Source organism: Plantactinospora sp. BB1, from assembly GCF_003030385.1.
Lineage (GTDB): Bacteria > Actinomycetota > Actinomycetes > Mycobacteriales > Micromonosporaceae > Plantactinospora.
In genome coordinates this window covers 7,272,856-7,296,671 of record NZ_CP028159.1, presented here as the reverse complement: position 1 = coordinate 7,296,671, position 23,816 = coordinate 7,272,856, and the positions used below count along the sequence as shown (strand labels likewise).

General features: G+C 69.8%; 16 protein-coding genes. 9 read left to right on the top strand and 7 right to left on the bottom strand.

The window, feature by feature from the left end:
- The first annotated feature begins 35 nt into the window (after positions 1 to 35).
- The 4 genes from C6W10_RS31940 (at position 36) to hisG (ending at position 2,974) form a co-directional block, all read left to right on the top strand.
- Positions 36 to 557 carry a SigE family RNA polymerase sigma factor gene (locus C6W10_RS31940; RefSeq protein ID WP_107264441.1) on the top strand — a complete coding sequence of 174 codons (522 nt, stop codon included), beginning with the start codon at positions 36 to 38 and terminating at the stop codon, positions 555 to 557.
- Positions 554 to 1,699, top strand: a complete 1,146-nt coding sequence (locus C6W10_RS31935) for a GerMN domain-containing protein (RefSeq protein WP_107262792.1) — start codon at positions 554 to 556, stop codon at positions 1,697 to 1,699. Before C6W10_RS31940 ends, C6W10_RS31935 begins: the two co-directional genes overlap by 4 nt.
- A gap of 63 nt (positions 1,700 to 1,762) precedes the next feature.
- Positions 1,763 to 2,044 (top strand): phosphoribosyl-ATP diphosphatase, encoded by a 282-nt coding sequence (locus tag C6W10_RS31930; protein ID WP_234359648.1) that lies wholly within the window; start codon positions 1,763 to 1,765, stop codon positions 2,042 to 2,044.
- 84 nt (positions 2,045 to 2,128) lie between these two features.
- Positions 2,129 to 2,974, top strand: coding sequence for an ATP phosphoribosyltransferase (gene hisG, locus C6W10_RS31925; RefSeq protein WP_107262791.1), 846 nt, complete (start codon positions 2,129 to 2,131; stop codon positions 2,972 to 2,974).
- Positions 2,975 to 3,285: 311 nt separating this feature from the next.
- Here the strand turns inward: hisG and C6W10_RS31915 are convergent, their stop codons facing one another.
- Complete coding sequence (locus C6W10_RS31915; protein WP_107262790.1) at positions 3,286 to 5,016, bottom strand: helix-turn-helix domain-containing protein; 1,731 nt, start codon at positions 5,014 to 5,016, stop codon at positions 3,286 to 3,288.
- A gap of 292 nt (positions 5,017 to 5,308) precedes the next feature.
- Here C6W10_RS31915 and C6W10_RS31910 point away from each other — a divergent pair, with 292 nt between their 5' ends.
- The 3 genes from C6W10_RS31910 (at position 5,309) to C6W10_RS31900 (ending at position 7,561) form a co-directional block, all read left to right on the top strand.
- A complete protein-coding gene (locus C6W10_RS31910) occupies positions 5,309 to 6,109 on the top strand; it encodes a MerR family transcriptional regulator (protein WP_107262789.1) in 801 nt (266 codons plus the stop codon).
- A 10-nt stretch (positions 6,110 to 6,119) separates the two neighbouring features.
- A complete protein-coding gene (locus C6W10_RS31905; protein WP_107262788.1) occupies positions 6,120 to 6,539 on the top strand; it encodes a VOC family protein in 420 nt (139 codons plus the stop codon).
- A gap of 287 nt (positions 6,540 to 6,826) precedes the next feature.
- On the top strand, positions 6,827 to 7,561 hold the full coding sequence (locus C6W10_RS31900; protein WP_107262787.1) for a class I SAM-dependent methyltransferase: 735 nt from the start codon (positions 6,827 to 6,829) through the stop codon (positions 7,559 to 7,561).
- Positions 7,562 to 8,077: 516 nt separating this feature from the next.
- On the opposite strand, the gene C6W10_RS37645 is transcribed toward C6W10_RS31900, so the two are convergent.
- Together C6W10_RS37645 and C6W10_RS31895 are read right to left on the bottom strand one after the other, a co-directional pair.
- Complete coding sequence (locus C6W10_RS37645) at positions 8,078 to 8,254, bottom strand: hypothetical protein (protein WP_159104847.1); 177 nt, start codon at positions 8,252 to 8,254, stop codon at positions 8,078 to 8,080.
- Between the two features lie 50 nt (positions 8,255 to 8,304).
- Entirely contained in the window at positions 8,305 to 9,543 is a 1,239-nt protein-coding gene (locus C6W10_RS31895) for a hypothetical protein (protein ID WP_159104846.1), read from the bottom strand.
- 743 nt (positions 9,544 to 10,286) lie between these two features.
- On the opposite strand from C6W10_RS31895, the gene C6W10_RS31890 reads away from it, so the two are divergent.
- On the top strand, positions 10,287 to 13,166 hold the full coding sequence (locus C6W10_RS31890; protein WP_107262785.1) for an AAA family ATPase: 2,880 nt from the start codon (positions 10,287 to 10,289) through the stop codon (positions 13,164 to 13,166).
- 145 nt (positions 13,167 to 13,311) lie between these two features.
- Here the strand turns inward: C6W10_RS31890 and C6W10_RS31885 are convergent, their stop codons facing one another.
- From C6W10_RS31885 to C6W10_RS31870, 4 genes are all read right to left on the bottom strand, one after another.
- Positions 13,312 to 16,794, bottom strand: a complete 3,483-nt coding sequence (locus C6W10_RS31885) for a phosphatidylinositol-specific phospholipase C domain-containing protein (protein WP_107262784.1) — start codon at positions 16,792 to 16,794, stop codon at positions 13,312 to 13,314.
- A gap of 319 nt (positions 16,795 to 17,113) precedes the next feature.
- Positions 17,114 to 17,479: a GntR family transcriptional regulator gene (locus C6W10_RS31880; protein WP_107262783.1), complete on the bottom strand. Its 366-nt coding sequence runs from the start codon at positions 17,477 to 17,479 to the stop codon at positions 17,114 to 17,116.
- The gene (locus C6W10_RS31875; protein WP_107262782.1) at positions 17,476 to 18,270 is read right to left on the bottom strand and encodes a hypothetical protein; all 795 of its coding nucleotides are present in this window, start codon (positions 18,268 to 18,270) and stop codon (positions 17,476 to 17,478) included. Before C6W10_RS31875 ends, C6W10_RS31880 begins: the two co-directional genes overlap by 4 nt.
- Before the next feature lie 253 nt (positions 18,271 to 18,523).
- Positions 18,524 to 18,841, bottom strand: a complete 318-nt coding sequence (locus C6W10_RS31870) for a hypothetical protein (RefSeq protein ID WP_107262781.1) — start codon at positions 18,839 to 18,841, stop codon at positions 18,524 to 18,526.
- A gap of 292 nt (positions 18,842 to 19,133) precedes the next feature.
- Here C6W10_RS31870 and C6W10_RS31865 point away from each other — a divergent pair, with 292 nt between their 5' ends.
- Complete coding sequence (locus tag C6W10_RS31865; RefSeq protein WP_107262780.1) at positions 19,134 to 23,591, top strand: ATP-binding protein; 4,458 nt, start codon at positions 19,134 to 19,136, stop codon at positions 23,589 to 23,591.
- Positions 23,592 to 23,816 lie beyond the last annotated feature (225 nt).

Below are 23,816 nucleotides of genomic sequence, written 5' to 3'. Positions count from 1 at the left end.
CCCAACTGGTCTCCGACCCGCCCGGCGGGAGGACCATGACACGACCGGGACCACCACAGTGGTCGGCGGACGAGGCCATCAGCAGCCTCTTCGCCGCGCACTACCGTCCGCTGGTACGCCTCGCCACGCTGCTCCTGCACGACCAGGGTGCGGCCGAGGAGATCGTCCAGGACGGTTACGTCGCGCTGCACGGGCACTGGTCCCGGCTGCGCGACGCCGACCGCGCCCTCGGCTACCTGCGGACCAGCGTGCTGAACCGGTGCCGGTCGGCGCTGCGGCACCGCCGGGTGGTGACCGCCTACCTGGCCGGAGCCGGGCCGGTGGCCGACGCGCCGAGCGCGGAGAGCGGCGCCCTCGACCTGCTCCAGCACGACGCGGTGATGGCGGCGCTGCGTACCCTGCCGACGCGGCAGCGGGAGGCGCTGGTGCTGCGCTACTACCTCGACCTCTCCGAGGCCGAGACCGCCGACCTGATGGGGGTCAGCCGGGGTGCGGTGAAGAGCCACACCTTCCGGGGGCTGGCCGCGCTGAAGCAGAGGATGGGGGCGGAGCGGTGAACGAGGAGATGCTGCGCCGGGTACTCGCGGACGAGGCCGACCGGATCGAGCCGGGACCGGGCGCGTTGCCCGAGATCCAGCGGCGGACCGCGGCCGGCGACCGGGGCGGCGCGTGGCGCCGGTGGCGCCGGCCGGCATGGTCACCGCCCCGGTTCGCCGGGGGCCGCTGGGGCGGCTGGTCACCGCTGGCGGCCGGTGCCGTGACGGTCGCCACGCTGAGCGTGGCGGCGGTGGTGGTCGGGCTGGCGAGTACGGTCGTGCCGACCCCGTCCGACCGGGTCGAGCCGCCGCCCGGGGCGGTCGGCGCGCAGCGGTCGGCGAGTGCGACACCCGACGAGGTGCGGCCCGGGCCGACCCCGCCGGACGGCGCGGCCGCCCCGTCGGTCGGCACCGGACCGGGTACGCCGGCAGCCGGCCCCACCGCGACGACGGCCGGGCTGCCGGTCTACTACCTCGGCGGCGACCCGGGCCGACCCCGGCTCTACCGGGAGTTCCACCGGCTGTGGCTGCACGACGGCTCGGCAAGGGACCGGGTCACCGCCGCGCTGCGGAACCTGCTGGACGGGCCGGTCGGGATGGACCCGGACTACCGCAACCCGTGGCCGGTCGGGACCGACCTGCGGGAGGTGACCGTCGCCGACGGCGTCGCCACCGTCGACCTCGCCGGGGCGGCCGACAACGACGTCGACGAGGTGACCGCGCGGCTGGCCGTGCAGCAACTGGTCTGGACCGTCACCGCCGTACCCGGGATCTCCGGGCTGCGGCTGCGGCTGGACGGGGCACCGGTCGACCGGCTCTGGGGCCGGGTCGACACCTCCGGGGTGCTGCGCCGGGCCCCGGCGACGGAGGTGCTCGCCCCGGTCTGGTTGATCTCGCCGCAGCACGCCGACACGGTTAACCGGAGCTTCCAGGTGCACATCGCCGGGATCCTGCCCGAGGCGACCGCCCAGCTCCGGATCCAGCGCGGTACCCGTACCGTACGCGAGCAGTTCGTCACGCTCTCCATCGCCGGGCCGGCCCAGGGCGAGGCGAAGGTCGCCGTCACGCTGCCGCCGGGCCGGTACACGCTGACCGCGTACGCGATCTCGCTGGCGGACGGGACCGAGCAGTTCCTCGACGACCACACCGTGATGGTGCGCTGAACCGGCCGGCGGTCCACCTGGTGGGCCGCCGGCCGACCCGGCGGCCGGGCCGGTGCCGGTCGGCTGCGAGAATCGGATTCCGTGAAGACGTTCGAGGAGCTGTTCGCCGAGCTACAGGCCAAGGCCGCGGCCGGCACCCCCGGCTCGGCGACGGTGGCCGCGCTGGAACGCGGCGTGCACGCGATCGGCAAGAAGGTCGTCGAGGAGGCGGCCGAGGCGTGGATGGCCGCCGAGCACGAGGGCCCGGAACGGGCCGCCGAGGAGATCTCCCAGTTGCTCTACCAGGCGCAGGTGCTGATGCTCGCCACCGGTCTGGAACTCAAGGACGTCTACCGACATCTGTAGTGCCCCGCCGCGTCCCTTCCGGTCGACCGCACCGGACGCGTCCGTCAGCCCGATTCCGATCCCTGACCGCGAGGAGCACTACCGATGCTGCGCATAGCCATACCCAACAAAGGCACCCTTTCCGGACCGGCCGCCCAGATGCTGCGCGAGGCGGGCTACCGCCAGCGCGGTGACGACCGCGACCTGATCTGCCGGGACGATGCCAACGACGTCGAATTCTTCTACCTGCGCCCCAAGGACATCGCCACCTACGTCGGCTCCGGCGACCTCGACGTCGGCATCACCGGCCGGGACCTGCTGGTCGACTCGGCCAGCCCGGCCGAGGAGATCCTCGACCTGGACTTCGGCGGCTCGATCTTCCGGTTCGCCGCCCGGCCGGAAACCGTCTCGACCGTCGACGAGATCGCCGGCCGGCGCATCGCCACCGCCTATCCCGGGGTGGTCGAGGGATACCTGGCCGCGCACCAGCTCGACGCCACGGTGATCCGGCTCGACGGCGCGGTCGAGAACGCCGTACGCCTCGGCGTGGCCGACGTGGTCGCGGACGTCGTCTCCACCGGCGCGACGCTGCGCCAGGCCGGACTGGTGATCGTCGGTGAGCCGATCCTGCGCTCCTCGGCCGTACTGGTGCGCCGGACCGGTGCGCCGGCCAACGGGCAGGTGGACCAACTGTTCCGCCGCCTGCAGGGCGTACTGGTCGCCCGCCGGTACGTGATGCTCGCCTACGACGTCCGGGCCGACCTGCTGGAGAAGGCCAGCGCGCTCACCCCGGGGATCGAGTCCCCGACCATCTCGCCGCTGCACCGGGAGGGCTGGGTGGCGGTGCAGGCGATGGTGCTGCGCCAGGACGTACACCGGATCATGGACGAGCTGTACGAGGTCGGCGCCCGGGCGATCCTGGTCACCAACATCCACGCCTGCCGGCTGTAGTCGGCCGCTCGACCGCCGCCGTCGAGCCAAGGCCACCGTCCGGCTGCCCTTCGCCCTCGTGGCACAACCCGAAGGATCACCGGACGGTGGCCGTCCCCCACACCGGCCCCCCGACAGCGAGACCGTACGACGCCGAGCAGCCGGTAGCGAGGGAGCGATCCGCACAACGACCGCCGTGCCGGTGCCGCCGTGCACAGTGAGCCCGGTGCCGGTGCCGGTGCCGGTGCCTGTGTCGGCGCTGGTGCCTGGTGTCTGGTGCCCGGTGCCGGTGCCGGTGCTGGTGCTGCCGTGCCCGGGTCGGCGCGCGACGGTCAGCCCTCGGCCAGTTCGAGCGCGCGTACGGCGAGCCAGAGTTCGTGCCGGGCGTCCGGCGCGTGCAGCAGCGAACGCCCGAGCGCCTGCTCGGCGCGGGAGAGCCGCTTGCGGGTGGCCGAGACGGAGATGCCGAGCGCGGCCGAGGTGGCGGCGAGACTGGTGTCGGCGGCCAGCCAGGCCCGTACCGTCTCGAACCCGAGCGACCGGTCCGCCGGCCGCAGCGGCCCGAGCCGGGTCCGGGCCCACGCCGTAACGGCCGGGGCGGCGAGCAGGTGGTCGAGGGTGACCTCCCGGCCGCCCGGAACCCCTCCGGCCGACACCGTCCCGGGTTCCGGACTCTGCGGCCGGGACGTGCCGGGTTCCGGACTCTGCGGCCGGGACGTGCCGGGTTCCGGACTCTGCGGCCGGGACGTGCCGGGTTCCGGACTCTGCGACCGTGGGACGGCGGCTTCCGGGCTCTGCGGGCGTGGTGCGTCGCGCAGCCGCAGCGCCAGCCAGGCGGCGGAGCGGTCCCGGACCCGGAGGAGATCCAGTCCGAGCAGCGCGTTGAGCAGTCGCAGCCGGCCAGCCAGGGTGTTCCGGTGGATCTTGAGGTGTCGGCTGGCCGCACTGTCGAAGGCGAGCCACGAGTTGAGCGTGCCGAGCAACTCCGCCGCCCCCGGGTCGGCCCGCCGGGCCGGCGTGTGATCGAGGCAGGGTCGCAGCAGCCGCTCGGCCCAGGCGTACCCATCCGGGCCGGTGAGCGGCGCCAGCTCGTGCTGCCGGTCGAACCGGGCGTACCCGGTCGTGGCCCGGGCCACCGCCAGCGCGTGGAAGGCCTGCTCGTACCCGCTGGCGGTCTCCGGCAACCGAACCGGCTCGCTCATCCCGACCCGGCACTGCCGGGCCCGGGTGGTGATCAGCCGCCCGAGCCGGTCCGCCGGATCAACCCGTCCGGCACCCTGCTGGGCGGTCTCCCGGCTCGGTGCCGGGGCGTCGCCGCCGGACGGCTCGGCCGGGACGAGCGCGATGAGATGGTTCGAGCGGACCGGACAGGGCACGATCCAGGCCCGGCCGGCCAGCGACCGGTCGATCTCGGCGGCGACCTCGTACCGTTGCCGGCCGACACACTCGATCACACAGACCCGGAGTGCCTCGGGCAGCTGCGGCCGCAGCGCCGAGGCGATCCGCCGGGCGGGCGGCACGTCGCCGACCATCAACAGGTGCAGCACCGCCTCCCGGCCGTGCGCGTCGGCGGCGGCGATCCGCCGGCGGGCCCGGTCCGCCTCCTCGATCCGCCAACAGAGCGAGAGCGTCCGCGCGGCGTCGGCGAGGAGTTCGCCGAGCTGCCGCTCGGGGGCGGCGACCACCACGAGGTACCCGAGCTGTTCCTCGGCCCGGGCGACCAGTGCGGCGGCGGACCGGTCCGGGTCGCCGCCGGCCAGCCGCAGCAGGTGCACCCGGGCCGGTCCGGCGGTGTCGACCACGGCGGCGTTCGACCCGCGCCGGGACAGGTCCGCGACGGCGGCGCCGACGACCCGGGAGAGCGGGGTGCCGGGTCCGAGCCGGTCGGCCGCTCCGGCGAGTACCCTCCGATCGGCCCCGACCAGCAGGGCCGATCCACCGGTACGCCGCCCGAGCCAGTCCAGGATGGCCCGCACCGCGTCCCGCCCGACGGAGAGGCGGGCGAGGGTCAGCAGATCATCGGCACGGCTCGGCGCGGCCACGTCCCCTGGTTCGCGGCTCATCGGGTGCTGACTCCTCGGTACGTCCTTCCGGGGCGGCGGATCCGTACTCCCCCCGGGGCGGCGAAGTCCGGTGCCGCTCCGTCGCCCCGACCGCGACGCCCCGGCCGGTCGCCACCCGCGCCACGGCGCTGGCCGGAAGGCCGGTCGAGCCGGTGGGCGGAGCCAGCGTACCGGGACGTCGGCGGAGGCCGATCCGCTCTCCGGCCCGGCTGCGGCCCGGCTGCGGCCCGCTCCGGGACGGTGCTGTTTCGCGGTTGCACCTGACGTCGCGGGAGGTCGTAGCGTTCCGGACGTGACCGGGAGAGACGACGCCGGACGTCGGTGGAGCATCGGTGAGCTGGCCCGGGCCACCGGGACCACCGTCCGCACCCTGCACCACTACGACGAGATCGGCCTGTTGCGGGCCGCCGAGCGCACCAGTTCGGGGCACCGCCGGTATACCGAGGGTGACCTGCGCCGGCTCTACCGGGTACGCGCGCTGCGCGGGCTCGGGCTGTCCCTGGAGGAGGTCGCGGTCGCGCTGGCCGGGTCGGCGGACGACCTGGCCGGGATGCGCGAGCTGCTGGCCGCCCAACTGCGGGGACTGGCGGCACAGGCGGCCCGGCTCGGCCAGCTCACCGAGCGGCTACAGGGGCTGCTCGACCAGATCGACGCGGCGTCGATGCCCGGCCCGGACCAGTTCCTGACGACCCTGGAGATGATCTCTGTGTTCGAAACCTCGTTCAGCACCGAAGAGCGGGAGCAACTGGCGCGGCGGCGGGCGTCGATCGGCCCGGACGGAGTCGAGGCGGCCCGGACGGAATGGGCGGAACTCGTCACCGAACTGCTCCGGCACGTACGCGACGGCACCCCGACCGACGACCCGGCGGTACGGGCCCTGGTCGCCCGCTGGGACGCGCTGGCCGGCCGGTTCCACCCGCCCGGCGCCGACGGCGAGCGGACCCGGGCGGCGGCCCGGCGGATGTGGGACGAGCAGAGCGGGGTACTCGGCCGGAACCTCCCGTGGCCGGTCGATCAGATGCGCGCCCTGGTCGACTACCTCGACCGGGTACGCGCCGCAGGGCGGACCGGGCAGGCTCCGCAGCCCGGCTAGGCTCCGCCTGATGCGGATCGACCTGGTGACCATCGTGGTGGCGGAGTACGACCCGGCGATCGAGTTCTTCACCGGCGTGCTCGGCTTCGACCTGGTCGAGGACTCGCCGTCGCTGACCAACGACGGTCGCCCGAAACGGTGGGTCGTGGTCCGGCCACCGAGCGCCGAGACCGGCATCCTGCTCGCCCGCGCCGACGGCGAGCCGCAGACTGCCGTGGTCGGCGCTCAGGTGGCCGGCCGGGTCGGGTTCTTCCTCCGGGTCGACGACTTCGACGCCGCGTACGGCCGGATGACAGCGGCCGGCGTCGAGTTCGTACGCCCGCCGAGGGCCGAGCCGTACGGCCGGGTGGCGGTGTTCCGGGACATCGCCGGCAACCTGTGGGACCTGCTCGGCCCGGCCGCCGCCCCGCCCGGTCCGCCCGGACGTTAGCAGGCCGGGGCGGTAAATCGGTTGCCGGAGCGAGTCGGCCTCTGATGTCCTGACCGTTGCCGGCCAACCGGAAGCCGAGCCGGAGCCGAGCCGAAGCCAATCGAGAGGAGACGGCCATGCCACGAGCGCCGATGTCCCGTCAGCGAGCAGGTGTCGTCTACCCCCAGGATATGAGGCTTCATGAGTACGTCGGTCTTCACGACCAGCACAGCGGCGGGCGCCGGTAGGGCGCGCCCGACGGCAGTATCCCCGGCTTCTCGGCCGGCCCCGCACGAGGAGGGCGCGTGATGTCCCTTCTCGACGATCCCGGCCTCTTCGGCCGGCTCTGGGCCGCCGGCTACGACAAGGGCACCAACCCGGACCCGGGTCCGGCGGTGGACTTCCTCGAAGGTCTCGCCGATGGCGGCCCGGTGCTGGAACTCGCGATCGGCACCGGCCGGGTCGCCCTTCCGCTGGCCGCCCGCGGCCTCGCCGTCGAGGGCGTCGAGGCGTCCGAGGAGATGGTGGCACAGTTGCGTGCCAAGCCCGGTGGCGAGCGGCTTCCGGTCGTCATCGGTGACATGGCGGACGTACCGGTCGACGGGCCGTTCACCCTGGCCTATCTGGTCTACAACACGCTGTTCAACCTGGTCGACGCCGGGCGGCAGGAGGACTGCTTCCGCAACGTCGCGCGGGTGCTGGCCCCGGGCGGCGCGTTCGTGATCGAGACGTACGTCCCGGACCCGGCCGACATGGACCGGACCGAGCAGCAGGTCCAGGTGTGGGACGTGACGGAGGAGTCGGCGACGATCCGGTTGCACCGGTTCGACCGGGACGCGCAGACGTTCGTCCGGCAGACGATCAGGTTCGACGGTCAGGGTGTGCACCTCAAGCCGTTCGGCATGCGGTACGCCTGGCCCGAGCAGATCGACCAGATGGCGGAGCGGGCCGGTCTCCGGCTCGCCGAGCGGTACGCCGACTGGCACCGTCGGCCGTTCGGCGCGGAGAGCGGCAGCCACGTCTCCGTCTACCGCCGAGGCTAGGCCCAGCGTCGACCGGGGATCCGTCGTACCCGTCGCGGGCGGTGCTCACCGCACCGTGGCGGTGGCGGATCCCTGGTCGACGGCCTCGCATTGTCGACCTCGCGTCCGGCGGCGCCCGCTCGACCTGGGCGGTCGCCACCGACAACGCGCGCCGGGTGCGGGTGAGGCGGGATCGGTGGCTCCTCCCGCCTCAGGATGGATGAGCCACTAGACCAACCACCAGGCGGAACGGGAGCCTGCCGCCTTACGCGGGTCGGTCGAGGGGGTGCCGCTCCGCAAGGTTTCGAGGGCGCGGACGGTGAGCCAGAGGTCGTGCCGGGCGTCCGGCGCATGCGGCAGCGAATGCCCGAGCGCCTGCTCGGCCGGGTCAGCCGCTTGCGGGCGGCCGACCGGCCGGGGCGGCGAGCAGGCGGTCGAGTGCCAGCAGGGACGCGTATCCGCCACCCCTGCTGCGCACGGTGCGGCGCAGAACCGCGATCCGCCCGGGCACCGCATGCGGCGGTTGCCCGGGCGGCGTCAGGTGGGCCGGATCTCGACAGTGACCGGCTCGCCGTCGAGGTGAGCCCGGAACGCCTCCGCGATCTCGTCGGCCTGCTCGGCCGAGACGTCGGGCCTGAGCCGTACCACCACCCGGGGCGGCATGGAGAGGCCCTCGGCGACGCTGTCGACGTACGGTTCAGCGATCAGCCGCATCCATCTCCGGTCGCGCGGCTGATGTAGTACGACGACGAACGCCCTGGCGGTCACGGGCTGGTCATCACCGACACGCCGAGCGCGGCCTCGATCGCGGTCAGGTTGATGAAGTGGACGTTGTAGAAGCACTCACGCGCCGGTACGGAGTTGTTCCAAGGGTTGGAGGTGCCGCCGGGGCAGCTCGTGGCCCTGTCCGTCAGGTACGCCGAGCTGACGATGCCGAGCGCGGTGATGTTGCCGTTCGAGACCGCGACGGCGAACCCGGGACCTCCGCTGTCGCCCTGTCCCGCGAGCGGAACGCTCGACGACGAGGTACGCGCGAAGTAACCCGGCCCGGCACCGTTCGGGCCGATCACGTTGATCCGGTGCACCGTCGCGTTGCACACCTCGCCGGACATCCCACCACCGGCGCACACCTTCTGGTCGATCGACGGGCCCGAGCGACTCGTGACCTGCCGGCCGGTCCCGGACGACCAGTCGCCCCGGTACAGGAACGCGGAGTAGGTGCGGCCGGTGATGAGCATCGAGTCGGTGGTGGCGTGTCCGGCGTTGGAGCGTCCGACCGGCACCGAGGAGAGCCCGAGCACGGTGGGGGTCGTCCAGTCGCGGTTCGCGCCGCAGTGCTCGGCGGTCAGCATGCCGACCGTGCCGGAGGATGTGCGCGCGGCGAAGCCGGTGGAGCAGTGCGCGAAACTCCCGGAGACCGCCCCGGGACGCTCGATCACCGCCCCACCCCAGAACGGCGCACTGTCGGAATATCTCGCCAACGGCACCATCGCACCCGCTTCGGAGATCTCGGTGGCCCCGAGCCGGCGCAGTTCCGCGCGCTGTTCCGCGGTCGCCGACGGTTCCACGTCCGCGTGCAGGCCGCGCAGGTCCGAGGTGCTGGAGACCGCCCCGATCGGGATGCCCCGCAGCTTCGCCGCCTTGATCAGGGCTCGGGCGCGAGCGACGATTTCCTCCTGGTCGTAGGGGACGCTGATGACCGACAGCCTGACCCCGCTCCGGAGCCGCGACGCGAAGGATCGCAGCGCGGACGGTTGGTCGCCGGCCCAGTACAGCCGGACCGTCCGGCCGTCCGCGTCGAGTGCCGAGCCGGCGAACCCGCGCAGGCCCTTGCTGGCGGTCAGTTGGTGAAGCTGCGCCACCAGCTCCACCTGTGCGGACTGGTCCCCGGGGGCCGGTGCCGCCGCGACCGGGCCGGGAGCCGCGACGCCGCCGGTGGCGGCAAGCATGCCGAACGACACCGCGAGCGCCAGCCGCCTGAAGACGTGTTTTCTCGAACCCACTGGAGTCCTCCCCGTGATCACCCCGGGGCAGCGGACGCCCCCAGGGCGTGAACGCCGGCATCGACCGGATGGTCGACCAGAATGGACATCGACGCCCACTGGCTTCCGAATTGTCGATCATATTTACCACAATCAAAGCATGGGTGGCAATGATGCCTGCCGGCGGCGGTCGCCCGTGGCCGGGCCGGGCGGCACCCCCGGCCGACGACAGCGGTAGGCCCCTCGCCGAGCGCCCAGGTCGTGCGAGCACATCGCTTCTCCGGAACTTCCGGTCATGTTCCGGGAGTTTGCAACCTGTCATCAAGCAGGGCAGCCAGGTCTTGTGTCTCGCACGTTCGATGGGTATTAATAGTGGTACGGCATATCGACGGGGACAGATTACCGAGATTTTTCGGCAACTGTCTCGGTCGGCGGCCCGCGTCGATCCGACGACCACCCGGGAGCGGTTGGACCTCAGCCACCCGGCCGGCGCGTTGCCGGGCCGTCGAACCGGATCCGGTCTCCACGGCGCCGGATGTGGTTCCGGGAGAAATGCCATCCGCGCTGCCAGTCAACGGCGGCGGCCCACCGGCGCCGCCGGCTGACGCGGGCGGAACCCGGTGCGGAGGGAAGGACGCCCCCTCCGCACCGGGTCGGCGCACGACCGGCGCGACCTGGCTCGTCCGGCCGGACCTGCCCGACCCGACGGTTGCGTCCATCCGGGACCCTCGATAGGCGGACTTCACTGTAATATTCGAGGAGCCATGCCGCTTTCCGCCGATCCCGGAGCGCTCTGGGCCGGGCGTGTGGCCGAGACCGCGATGTTGCGCGAGGCCGTAGCGAGCCTGCACACCGGTACCGGTGGGGTGGTCTGGATCGAGGGCGAGCCCGGCATCGGCAAGTCGTCGCTGGTGGCGGTCGGCGCGGGGATCGCCACCGACCTGGGCTACCAGGTGTTGCGGGGCGTCGCCGACCAGTTGGTCCACCCGCCGCCACTCGGCGTGCTCTGCGACTGCCTCGAAATCGGGACGCGCTCGTCCGATCCCCGCCGCACCGAGATCGCGGCGTTCCTGAGCGCCAGGCGTCCCGCCCTCGACCTCGCCGACGCCACGTACGCGACAGCCGTCGAGATGGTCGTCGCCCTCGTCGACGAGCTGTGCAGCACCGGCCCGACGGTGCTGATCGTGGACGACGTCCAGTGGGCCGACGACGCCTCCCTCGACGCCTGCCGCAGGCTGGCCTCGGCGGCCGTCCATCTGCCGTTGCTGCTGGTTCTCTCCTATCGTCCCGGCTCCCACCGGCCGGCCGTGCAGCGGCTGCGACCCGTGGCCAGTGACCGGGACGCGCTCCGGATCTCGCTCGGTCCGCTGGACCAGGCTGCGGTGTTCGACCTGCTCACCGGCCTGCTGGGGGCGCCACCCGGGGCCGGGCTGGTCGGGCTGGCTGCTCAGGCGATGGGCAACCCGTTGTATCTGCGCGAGCTGGCCGAGTCGCTGGTCCGCGAGGAGATGGTTGACGTCGGCGTGCAGGCCGAGGTGCGCGACCCGGCCTTCGCCACCGTGCCGAGGTCGCTAGCCGCGGCGCTGGACAGCCGGCTGAGCTACGTCCCGGCCGAGACCGTCGACCTGCTGCGGGTGGCGACCCTGCTCGGTGGGGAGTTCGCGGTCACCGAACTCGCGGTACTGCTGGGTCGGCCGGCAATCGACTTCTCCGGCCACCTGAACGAGGCGGTGGCGGCCGGAATCCTGGTCGACGCCGGGCCGCGGATGCGTTTCCGGCACCCGCTGATCCGGCAGGCCCTGCACGACAGCATGCCGGCGGCGCTGCGCGCGGCAGTCCACCTCGACGCGGCCCGGGCGTTGGAGGCCGCCAGCGTCGAGCCGCAGCGGGTCGCCGCGCACCTGCTGGCCTCCGGTGTGGTCGGCGACCGGTGGGCGCGGCGCTGGCTGACCGAGGCAGGCCCGCTGCTGGCGGGCCGGACGCCGCAGCTCGCGGCCGAACTGCTGCGCCGGGAACTCGACCACGACCCGACCGACGACCGCGAGCGGGCGGTGCTGGGGATGACCCTGGCCCGGGTCCTGCTCGGCACGGGCCAGCACGAGGAGGCGACGGTACGCGCCCGACAGGCGCTGGCGGTCGTCGTGGAACCGGCCGACCGTGGCCACCTCTGCTGGGTGCTCGCCCGCGCGCTGTTCAGCGGTGGGCACAACGACGCGGCGGCCGCCGCCCTGCGCCGGGCCCTCAATGCCGTCGACCTGCCCGACGTCTGGCGTGCCCGGCTACTCGCCTCGCTGGCGATGTTCCAGCGAGCCGGCCGCGGAGACCTGGCCGCGGCGGACGTCACCGCCCGGAACGCGCTGGAGATCAGCGAGGCGGCGGGGGACGCGTTCGCGGCGGCGTACGCGCTGACCGACATGTGGACCAGCCACTCCGTACGGCGGCAGCACCGGCTCGCACTGGACTGCGTGGACCGGGCGATCGAAACCCTCGGCACCACCGCCGACCACGTGGACCTGCGCGCGTTCGCGCTGCACGGACGGATCTTCTCGCTACAGAACCTCAGCCGGTGGACCGACGCCGAGGGTGCGCTGCGGGAGGTGCGGGAGTTCCTGCACCGGGCGGGCCGGGCCGACGACACCACCTCCGGAGTCACCGCCGGCGTGCTGATGTACTGGCTGGGGCGCTGGGACGACGCGCTGGCGGAACTTCACGCGGTCGAGCAGAACGGCTCGGCGTCGACGTACCGGGGGCTGCGGGAGGGCGGGCCGGGGTGGCTGTGGCACGGCGTGGCCGCGGTCGTCGCCGCCCGCCGGGACGAGCGGGCCGAAGCCGCCGCGCACCTCCGGGCGGTGTCCGACCGCCCCGTCGTCACCGTCGCCGACCGGGAGAACACCGACTTCCTCCGGGTCGGGCGGTCGCTCGCCGCCGAACAGGACGGAGACCGGCCGCTGGCCCTGGCCCTGCTCGGCGACTTCCTCGAACGCCGGCCCGGCGAGATGACGCTGACCCACCAGTGGCTGCCCGGACTCGTCCGGCTCGCCCTGGCCGTGGACGACCGGTCGGCTGCGGAGACCGCCGTACGGGCCTGCCTGGCCGAGGCGGCGGCGGAGCAGGTGCCGGCCCGGGCCGCCGCGGCCGCCGACTGGTGCCGGGGGTTGCACGACGGCGATCCGGTACCGCTGCGCTCGGCGGTGGACCACTACCGGCGCGCCGGAGCGCCCGTGGACCTCGCCGGAGCGCTGGAGGATCTCGGCGTCGTCCTCGCGCGGTGCGGCGAGACGGCCGAGGCACGCGCCGTGCTGGACGAGGCGATCGAGCTGTACGGCGGCTTCGGTGCGGCCTGGGACATCCGCCGGGCCGGGGCGCGGCTGCGGGCGTACGGGGTCCGGCGCGGCGTACGGGGTGCCCGGGTCAAGCGTGCCGGGCACGGCTGGGAGGCGCTGACCCCGACCGAACGGAAGGTCGCGCTGCTGGTCGCGGCCGGCCGTTCGACGCCGGACATCGCGCAGAGCATGTTCCTGACCCGGCGGACGACCCAGACGCACATCTCGCGGATCCTGGCGAAGCTCGGCATGCGGAGTCGGGTGGAGATCGCCCGCGCCGCGTTCAGCGCGGAGCCGGACGGGGTCACCGCGGACCACTGACCCCGCCGGCGTGGCGGGGCGGAGCGCCCGCCCGGGTCGACCCCGGACGGACGCCCCCTCTCGTCCGGACGCCCCCTCTCGACCGGACGCCCCCTCTCGACCGGACGCCCCCTCCCGTCCGGACGCCCCTCTTGTCCGGTACGGGTCAGCTGGCCGGACCGACCAGCTTCCAGGGCTCGTGGTCCGGGCCGGCCCCGGTGCCGGGCGCGTTGCCCTGGGTCCACCACTTGGCCCGCCAGACGTTGCCGTTGTACTTCACGGTGACGTTCTCCACCGACTGCGTCGCCGGGTCGTACACCCTGGCCGCGTCCCAGGCCGGTGCCGAGCAGCCGCCGGCCGGCGGGTTCACCCTTCCGGCCCCCCGGTTGTGCTCGGTCACCGGGGCGTACGTCGCGGCACCGAGCTTGACCGTGGTGTTCACCGGTCCGGTGGCCGGGATGTAGTAGACGATCGGCACGTCCAGGCTCTTGCCGGCCGGGATGATCTGGCAGTAGTCCAGCGCCAGGCTCACCCGGTGGAAGTCACCGGCGAGTCCGGTCCGGGCGTTCGGGCCGGTGTGCCCGGCCTGGACCTTCCACCGGCCGCCCTGCTCGCCGGTCTGCCAGTCGCCGTCCTTGATCAGTCCGGACGTGGAGGTCGGCAGGTCGAAGGAGACGACGTTCTCCTTGCCACCACCGATCGTCACCCCGGTGTTGTTGGTGATCCGGACCGTCGGCGTCAACGGCCAGAGTTTCGCCGTCTCGGTCGGGTACTGCACGAGGTCGACGGTGACGTCGATCGCCGAGCCGGGTCGCTGCGCGGAGCTGCCGGCGCCGCGGCTGTTGTCGTACGCGTCGAAATCCTGCAGCCGTTCGTGCAGCCGGTTGGTCAGGGTGTAGCCCATCACGCACGGGTTCCTGGCGCTGGTGTCAGCCTCGTCCGGGCAGTCGTAGTCGCCGGAGAGTTCCCACATCATCACGCCGCCCGCGCCGCTGCGGTCGACGTAGTCGATGATCTGGTCGAGACCCTGCATGTCCTGGATGGACAGGAAGGTGCGCTTCTCCGAGTTCCACAGCCAGGCGGTGCGGGTCACCTCGTCCCAGTGCCGGTCGTAGGTGCCGGTACGCCGGTCGTCGGGGTCGGTCTCCGGGCTCAGACCGACCGCCCTGGTGTAGCGGGGCGTGACGTCGCGCTCCAGGTTCTTGGCGTGCCACATCGGGTTGACGCCCGCGCCGACCTCCTCGCCCTCGGCGGAGAGGTCGTGCCAGATGTTGTCGACCCCGACCGCGCCGTTGCCGCAGGGCCGGACCAGGCCGGTCCCGGGTTGGCAGTCCGCACCGACCGACTTCCCCCACATGCCGTTCTCGCCACCGGTGACGTCGCGCCAGCCCCGGGTGTAGTACGGAATCCCGATGTTGATCCGTCCGGCCTGCATCGCGCCGCGAAGGTAGTGGAACGCCCAGTCGGTGTTGAAATAGCCGATCTTCTGGTACTCCGGGGTGTTGTACAGCTCGGCCAGCTCCGGGTCCTTGCCGTCGTCGTAGAGCGCGGCGTTCGGGCCGACCACGTCGTTCCAGGAGCCGTGGTAGTCGTACGCCATCAGGTTGGTGTAGTCCTGGTAGCGCAGCGCCTTGTGGTTCTCCATGCCACGCACCAGGTAGCCGGAGGCCGACGAGGCGGAGGTCAGCAGGTAGTACTCGCCGTCCGCCGCCGCGGCCCGGTCCAGCCGCTCCCGCAGCGTCCTCATCAGCGCGGTGTACGCCGCCGGCAGTCCCTTCCGGCGCGGTTGGGCGACGGCCCAGTCGTTCGGGTTCCCGGTGTCGTCCAGCACGGTCGGATACTCGAAGTCGATGTCGACCCCGTCGAAGTCGTACCGGCGGAGGAAGTCGACCACCGAGTCCGCGAAGGTGTTGATCCCGGCCTGGTTGGTGGTGCCGTCGGCGTTGGTGGTCATCGGGTAGAAGCCGCGGCTCTCCGCCCAGCCACCCACCGAGATCAGCGTCTTCACCCGGGGATGCAGGTCCTTGTACGTGCTCAGCAGGTTGAAGTGGCCCCGGTACGGCAGGCTCTCGTCCATCTCCGTGCCGGGCCCGTCCCAGGTCATCCCGGTGGCCGGGTTGCCCGGACCGTCCGCACCGACCGAGATCCGGTTCCCCTCGATCCAGGCGAAGGCGTAGTTGACGTGGGTCAGCCTGGACCACGGGATGTTGTTGGCCAGATAGCGCGGTTTGCCGTCGGCACCGGTGCGGGTGCCGTTGAAGTAGCCGATCACCCGCCGTTCGCGGCCCTGGCCGAGCCACTCCCGGCCGTCACCCTGGTAGACGTCGCAGTACGGGGTGTTGGTGCCGGCGGTCGGGATCATCCCGTCCGGGCGGCACTGCGCGTGGTCGCCGGGCACCGCCGGCCGGCTGCCGCCGTCGTCCCCGCCGAGGTGCAGCTCCATCGGGGCGCCGGCACCGAGGTTGGGAAAGACCGACGAGCCGGTCGGATTCCTGCTGACGATCTCGTCGATCAGGCCACCGCCGGGGAAGTCCATCATCACGATGCCGAGCCGGTCCATCGTGGACCGCCCGCCGAAGTTGCCGGACCGGCCGGGATAGAACTCCGGGCAGCGGTCTTCGCTGCCGTGCAGGCACTGGAGCAGGAACTGGTTGACTCCGGTAGCGGTCGGGGTGCCACCGGCGATGGTGGTGGGATGGGCCGAGGTGTCACCGGTGCCGCTGGTGAAGTTCAGGTACAGCGAGCCGGGCTCGTGGTTGTGGCTGCTCTGCTCGCCCCGGTTGGCGTCCCACACTCCGTTGGTCTTCCGGAGATGAGCCCGGACGGTCTCCCACTTGTCGTTGATGTCGGTGATCGTGGGAACGTTGTACTGGTCCTGGACGTACCTGTTGTCGTCGAAGGAGCCGCCGGCCGGGTAGAGCTGGCCGATCCCGTAGCCGTCGTAGATGCCACCGTGCGGTCCGCGGATCCCGAGCAGGACGATCTTTCCGCGTACGTCGCCGAGGGTCGGCGTCGTCGCCTTCCGGCTTTCGTGGACCGAATCCGCCCAGAACAGGTCCCGCCAGGACTTGCCCTGACGCGTTTCCTCACCGTCGCCGGTGTAGTAGTGCCCGGTGAGATACGAGTCGAAGACGTTCCTCCGCCATAGGGTGCTGCCGTACCCGTCAGCGTCGGAGCACTGTGTCGTGCCCGAGCCCGTGCACTCCGCCTTCAGGTTCAGCAGGATCGTCTCGTCGGGGTTGGCCTCGAGGAAGGTCTCGATCTTCGTCAGTACGTCGGTGAAGTTGGCGTACTGGTAGTAGACGCCATGATGGACGGTGAACGTCAGGCCGGCGTCGCCCTTGTCCACCCGGACCCGGATGTCGATCGACCGGATCCCCGCCTCCAGTTGGACGGCCAGCGTTTCCGCGCTGTAGCCGAGGCGCTCCTGCGTCTGGGTGACGCTGGTGGAGATGAACTCGCAGTCGTCGCCGTTCCCGCTTGCCGAATGGCCGCAGAGCGCGAGGGTGTCGTGGGTGCCGGGGACCGACAGGTCGGCCAGGCTGGCGTCGTCCGGTACCCGGGACATCCAGTTCCGGTTGGCCTCCGACGCGGATTCGATGTCGTTGTAGTAGCCGTTGGCGTATGCCGGGGCGGTCGGTGTCAACACGACCGCTGCGGTCGCGACCAGGGTCAGGACCAGGAACGGGACAGACAGCCTCCGAGCCGATCTGCGCCTCCCCGAGGATATTGGTGGGCCGGTTCGAGGATGTGCCTGCAAGGTGCGCCTCCGTGCGTGAGCGTTCGCGCCCGGCGCGCTGCCGGGCGGTCGTGCTCGAAGTGTCGATGCACCGGAGGTGCCGAGACATCTGTCAGATGACGACGGTCTGCGGGCGCGTACGTCGACCCGCCCCCGGACCCGTCACCTCGACCGCTCGTGCCCGCCGTGGCACGTACGAGCGCTGCGGTCGCCGCTGGGCTCGACTGACTCAGGGGGTCGCTACCCGGCCGAGTGCCGCCTCGACGATCCGGACCGCCTCGGCCGGATCGATACCGATCCTGGTGATGACCGCCGCGTAGTCGTGGGCGGCGCGGCGGGCCTGTTCGAGGGTCTGCTCGCCGGCCGCCGAGACGAACGAACCGGCCCGGCCACGGGTTTCGATCAGCCCGGCCTCTTCCAACTCCCGGTAGGCCCGACCGACGGTGTTCACGGCGAGGCTGAGATCGGCCGCGAGCCGACGGATCGTCGGCAGTCTCGTACCGACGGCGAGCGTGCGATCCTGGATCTGCCTCGCGAGCTGGGCCCGGAGCTGTTCGTACGGCGGAGTCGGCGAGCCCGCGTCGATGACGATCATCCGGTGACCATGGCACGTCGGGCCGCCGTCCCGACACCCGTGCTCCGGAAGTGGATCAGGCAGTACGCGATGGCGCCCACCACCACGAGTCCGATCGAGGCGACGTTCCACCAGCCGAACGATTCTCCGTACAGGAAAATGGCCGGCAGCGTCCAGACCAGGCTGGGCGTGACGAGGGCGCGGGCGTCCTCGACCCGCATGATGACGTCGGCGGTGAGCGATGCCTCGTCGTCGGCCACGGCCGGGCTCGCCAGCACGTTGCGCAGTTGCAACACGATGCCGACGGCGGCGCCGGTGAGACCGATCAGGACGACGGTCGCCCCGCGCCGCAGGCCAGGATCGGGAACCGCCAGCACGCTCACCGCGAGCAGTAGGGCGGCGGAGAAGCTGGCGACCGTGAAGACGGCGTACGACCGACCCAGCACCGCCGACCAGCCGAGCTGGACCGGGTGGGCAACCCGCCGGGCCAGTCGCGCGCCGGCCCGCCGGTCGACGTGCCGCACCCACCAGCCGAGCAGCCACTGCGCCACCAGCAAGCCGACCACCAACGCCACCAGCACCAGCGTCGGCAGCCAGGAGGAGGTGACGTCGCTCGGCAGCGCCGACACGTGGGTGAGTGCCGCGCCGACGATGAACGCGGCCAGTAGCAGGCTGTCGGCGACCCTGACCCGCCGCCGCACCGCCAGCCGCGCCGCGAGCAGCGGGGTCGGCTCGACGTCGGCCAGGCCGTGCCGCTCCAACCACACCCCGGCCAGCCACCGCTGCGGATCCGTCTGATCTGGCGGTCGCATGCCCCACCTCCGTACGTCGCAAGCTTTGTCTCACCAGCTTGAGTCAAGGGATGCGACAATGTCAACCCCGGGACGGGCGCGACGCGTGCCTGCAATGCCGGCTCGGGGGACAGCGCAGCGGTGCCCTCGGCTGATCCAACTCGCGGCTCATCACGGCGAGATCCGCCTCAGCCTCGGATCGGGTCTCCGCATCTACGGCCTCGTGCGCTAGGAGCTTTCGGGTGGCCGCGATGAACGCCTCGGCATTCTCACGCTAGTTAATCTCGAAGTGCCCGGTCTGACTGGCGCCCGGGCTGCCCTGCTGAAGCTGCGAGCCGATCACCGAGCCATGGATGTTGGTGATGTTGACCAGCGGCACGAAGTGCTCCGTTCGCTCGGTCGGCTCGGCGAGCGCCTGCTCTATTCGCTCGGTCGGCTCGGCGAGCGCCTGCTCTATCTCCCGCCTGTCCGCGTGTATCAGCCGCGCAGAGGACGGCCCGTGCAGGTTACGGTGAGCTTTGATCAGACGCTCGCCCTCCAGGTAGTTGACCACGTCCGTGATGTCCGCCCCGGTCGGTGGCTCGTCCCCCATCCGTCCGGCACCTGAAACCTCGCGGGCGCCCAGGAGCCCATCTTTTTCATGAGCGCGGTCGGGGCGCCTTCGGGCCAAGTGAATTGGCCAAACGAGGACGGACAGCGACGGCCGCAGACTGCTGATCGACGATCCACAGCCGGGCTGCCCGTGTCGTCGTATAGACTGCCGCTCTCGCGGATCGGCAGCATTGACAGAACTTGGAACTCATTCAGAAGACGAGACAGATAGGAGATATTCTTACCCTTAGCGTGGTTGAGGGATGTACGCCCGAATTGCGAACCAGGGAGGAGTGCTCTTGAGTCCCCGATCCGGTGGCGAAGCCGACAAGTTCGGCAACCGATATGAGGGCGCGTGGACCGTCCGGCATCTTCTCTATGTGCTCGCGGGCAGGGCAAAGTCCGTAACCGTCGAGGACTTTGGCGACCTCGCCCTAGGCGTTGAATTCACTTACTGGCGCGGTGATGTCGTCCAGGTTCATCAATTGAAACGCCAGAACTACAACGCCAACAGTTGGACTGTGAAGTCTCTCCAAGACAAAGGAATATGGGCGAACGTCCGGCATCATGTCGATGGGGGCCGACAGTTTCATTTCATATCCATCGTGCCAGCCGTGGCACTCAAGAGTTTGGCGAATCGAGCGAGACGTGCCGAAAGCGCCGCCCAGTTTGTCGGCGATTGGCTCACCAACAAGGACCTGCGTGACGCGTTTGATGATCTCTGTTCGCCTGACATCTTCGGCGATACTGAGGTCGCTTGGCGCCTACTCCGAGGCTTCTGGATCGATTGGCCAAGCGAAGACGACATCATCGAAGTCAACGCAACGCTGGCCGAGCTGCAGCTAGACGGTGCAGTGGGAACACTCGCTGCAGTCGGTCTTGGTGATCTAGTTGTCAATAATCTCGGTGTTGGCCTGGATGCCGGCAAGATTGAGGCGGACCTGAGCCGGTACGGGCTACGGCGTTCTGACGTCCAACGCGGGAAGGCGATTGTCGAGCAGGCCGAGTCGCTGAATGCCGGATGGGTCGCCAGCATCGAGCGAGAACTCCTCCAGCCCACGATACCCCGTACGGAAGCCACCCAGCTCGTTGATTCGTTTAGCGGTACGGACCGATTGTTCCTGTTGACAGGTTCGGCGGGCGGCGGCAAGACCGCTGCGTTGCATCAAGTGTTCCAATCGTTGAACGAAGCCGGAACGCCCGTGCTCGGGTTCCGACTGGACCGACTTGACCCCTTCTCTACCACGACAGAGCTTGGGCGCAGAGTCGGCTTGGACGTCTCGCCAGTCACTGCACTTGCAGCAGCTGCAGGAGAGCGAGAGTGCGTACTGATCATTGACCAGTTGGACGCCGTTAGCCTTGTCTCCGGCCGGATGCCGACCAACTATGACGCCATCGCCAATCTAGTCCGTGAGGCGTATGCCTTCCCGGAAATGCGCGTCGTCCTCGCTTGCCGTAAGTTCGATGTCGATAATGACTACCGTATCCGGGAGTTGGTGAGCGAGAAACGCGCGGCTCGCATTCACGTCGGGGATCTGTCCGAGACGCAGGTTGCGGAGGCGGTCCAAGCAATGGGCCTCGACGCGTCGGCCCTCAATACTCAACAAAAGAAGCTCCTCACCTCACCGCTGAATCTGGTACTGCTCAGGCATATCGCGGATGAGGTGAACGCGCTCTCATTCCAGACGACCAATCATCTGCTTGACGCCTTCTGGCAGCGCAAGCTAATTCACTGCACTCAGAGGCGAGCCTCGGTCCGGTTCAATGACGTCGTGTCAACGCTCGCTGTGGCAATAAGCGCAAGGCAACGCCTTTCGGTTCCAATTACTGTCCTTGACGACAGCGACCTGTCCGTTGATGCGGGTGTCTTGGTTTCAGAGCATGTGCTGGTTCGTGATGGCCAGCAGATTGCCTTCTTTCATGAAGCATTTTTCGATTATGCCTTCGCCCGCGGGTGGACAGGGCGGAACCAGACCCTCGTTGAGTTCCTTGAGGGTGGCGAGCAAGAACTATTTCGGCGAGCACAGGTTCGGCAGATTGTGAACTACCTACGCGAGCTGGAGCCAGACCGTTTCGTCGCAGAGGTCGAGGCGCTAATTACGAGTCCTGTCGTTCGCTACCATATAAAAGACGTGGCGCTCACAATCATTGGCGCGCTCGATAACCCGACGGCGGACGAATGGGCAATGGTGTCCAATGTCATGGAGACACACCCACCCTTTGAAAATCGGTTATGGCGTTCGCTCGGTCAGGTCGGATGGTTTGAACGCCTTGACGCCGAAGGGATGATCGAGGAGTGGCTCGGCTCGGCGGATCAGGCGGATCAGGCGCACGCCTTGGACGTTATGGCGGCGGCAGCCAAGCGTTACCCGGATCGGCTGGCGCAGATCCTACGGCCCCACGTGACGAAGGCTGAATATCCGAGTTGGCTTCAATGGGTCATACGCTTCGCTGACCTTCACGAAAGTCGGGCCATCTTCGACCTTGTCAAAGAGGCCGTGCGTGACGGCAAGCTCGACGGAGCAGAGCGCGAAGTGTGGCTCGCAGCCGACGATCTCGGCGGACATCAACCAGCGTGGGCTGTGGAATTGCTCGCCGCGTATCTAGTTGATCGGCCTGGCGCCATGGCCCTGAACAATGAGTGCAAGGTGGTTGCGCTCCTCGACAGGGACCACAGCGCAGTCAAGCTAGTGACGCTGGCCGCCACTGGTGCCCCGCAGCTTTTCTGTGAACTCATCGTTCCCTACATACTGCGTGTGACGGCCCTGACGGCGTACGAGGACCAAGAAAAGCTTCCCCTACGGGACAGGCACTTCAGCTTTCGGTTTCCGGATAACGACCCGCATGATTTGGAGGAGGCGGTCCTTGCCGGGGCTACCACTGCCATCCGCCTGCAGGTGGAGCGTGATCCTGTCGCGGCGCGGCCGACTCTGGAACTACTAGCCGCTGATCCTCATGAGACTGCACAATGGCTGCTATATGGAGGCCTCAAAACGGCGGGGGAGCCGTTCGCGCAATGGGCAGTGGAGCTGCTACTTCAAGGCAGTCACCGTTTCCTAAGTGGCTACACCTCGAACGGCGTTTGGTCCGCACGACAGGTCATCCAAGCTACGAATTCGTTCGTTGCCGAGGAGTTCTTCCGGCATCTCGAAAATGCCATCCTGTCTCTCCGCTTCCCTTGGGAAACGGGTAGTCCAGGCTGGTATATGTTTAACCTGCTGTCGGCGATGGACGAGGCGCGTCTCTCAGAAGTAGGCCGACGCCGCCTCGGCGAGCTCCGGAGGAGAATGAATGCCGATCAGCCGCCTGAGCCCGAAGGCGTTACGGGTGGTTCGGTAGGCCCGCCTATCCCTCGTGACGCTGCCGAGAAGATGAATGACGAACAATGGTTGCGCGCGATGGCTAAGCACAACACTGAGAAGACCGATTGGCAGACCTTTACAGGCGGTGTTCAGGAACAAGCAGGTGTGCTCCAAGAGCAGACGGCGGCCGACCCAGAGAGGTTTGCCCGCCTGGCACTTCGGTTCACGCCCGAAACTCCCCCGGCCTACGGCAGCGCCGTCCTTCTAGGCTTGGCACAGGCTGAGGCACTGTCAGATCCTGCCCCAGCCTTCGAGGCGGTCCGTCACATCGCCTCGCTCGGCCAGCCAGTCAACGACCGCTGGGTGGGGTGGGCGCTTCGAAAGTATCTCAAGCTGGCACCGCAGGATCTCGTAGAGATTGTGCTCCACCGGGCGGTCAACGCCAGTGATCCAACCGATGGCCGCCTGAAGGTATGGCAGACCAATCGTGAGCACACTGGCGGTCAAGACCTTTACAGCTCGGGGACCAACTCCGCACGCGGCAGCAACGCCGAGGTTCTGGGCGACCTTCTTGTCCACGATGCTGATGGCTCCCGGACGGCACTCGTCCTGCCCGTGCTCGATCGCTTGGCGTCTGACCAGGCGATCACCGTCCGCTCCTGCGTCGCACATCTCATCCACGCCAGCATGCGTCACGCACGGCCGGAGGCGCTGCATGCCTTCGCTCTCCTGCTCGATGCGGATGACATGCTTTTGGCCACCGACAACGTCGGACGGTTGATCACGTACCTCGGTTACGAGAATCCTGAGGTCGCGATACCAGTGATTGAGCGGATGGTTGGATCGCCGATCTACGAGACCCGACAGGTAGGCGGCCAGCTTGCCGCCTTGGCGGCCATGCAGTGGCAAGTATCGGGCCTGCTTGACCAGGTGGTGGCCACGGATGACGTTCCCCTCCGTGCTGGCGCAGCTGCTACCTGCGCCCTGAGCCTTCCGAATACTGGCAACGTTGAGGTGACGAGGCGGGCTCTGGAGCAGTTCATGGAGGATTCGCAGGAGGAGGTCCGTAAGGCGGTCGCCAAGGTCGCCGGCGCGTTGCGGGCACAAAGACTCCGCTCCTTCAAGGGAATCCTCACGAGCCTTATCGCATCTGCGGCGTTCGCTGACGCTCTGCCGCAACTGCTGATCACACTAGAGCGGGCACCGGATCGGGTCGATGACTTGGTCCTGAAGTGCTGCAACCGGTTCGTCGAGGTCCTCGGTACAGACGCCGGAGATATCCGGACTGGCGCCGCAGGTGATGCGCGGCGCGTAGGCAAGCTGCTGGTGCGGGCGTACACACAGGCGCCATCGAAGGAGGGGCGTTCGCGGGCGCTCGACCTGCTGGATCGGCTGCTCGCTATCGGCGCATACGGCGTCGCCGACGTCATCAGGGAATCGGAGAGGTAGCGGTTGCCGCGCTGGTGGGGCTGCCGGGTCCTGTCGTTGGTCCTCACTAGGGTTGACGCGTGCCGCTCAAGAGGTGACGAACGACTTTGCCGAGGCGGAGGGCCACCGCTAGGTAAGTAGGGGCGAGGGTGATCAACGCGCCGGCCAGGATCGAGGGTCCGTGTGCGATGTCGTCGTCTGCTTTTCGTCGTCCCGTGGCTCGCAGCGTTGTGTCGGCCAGTGTGG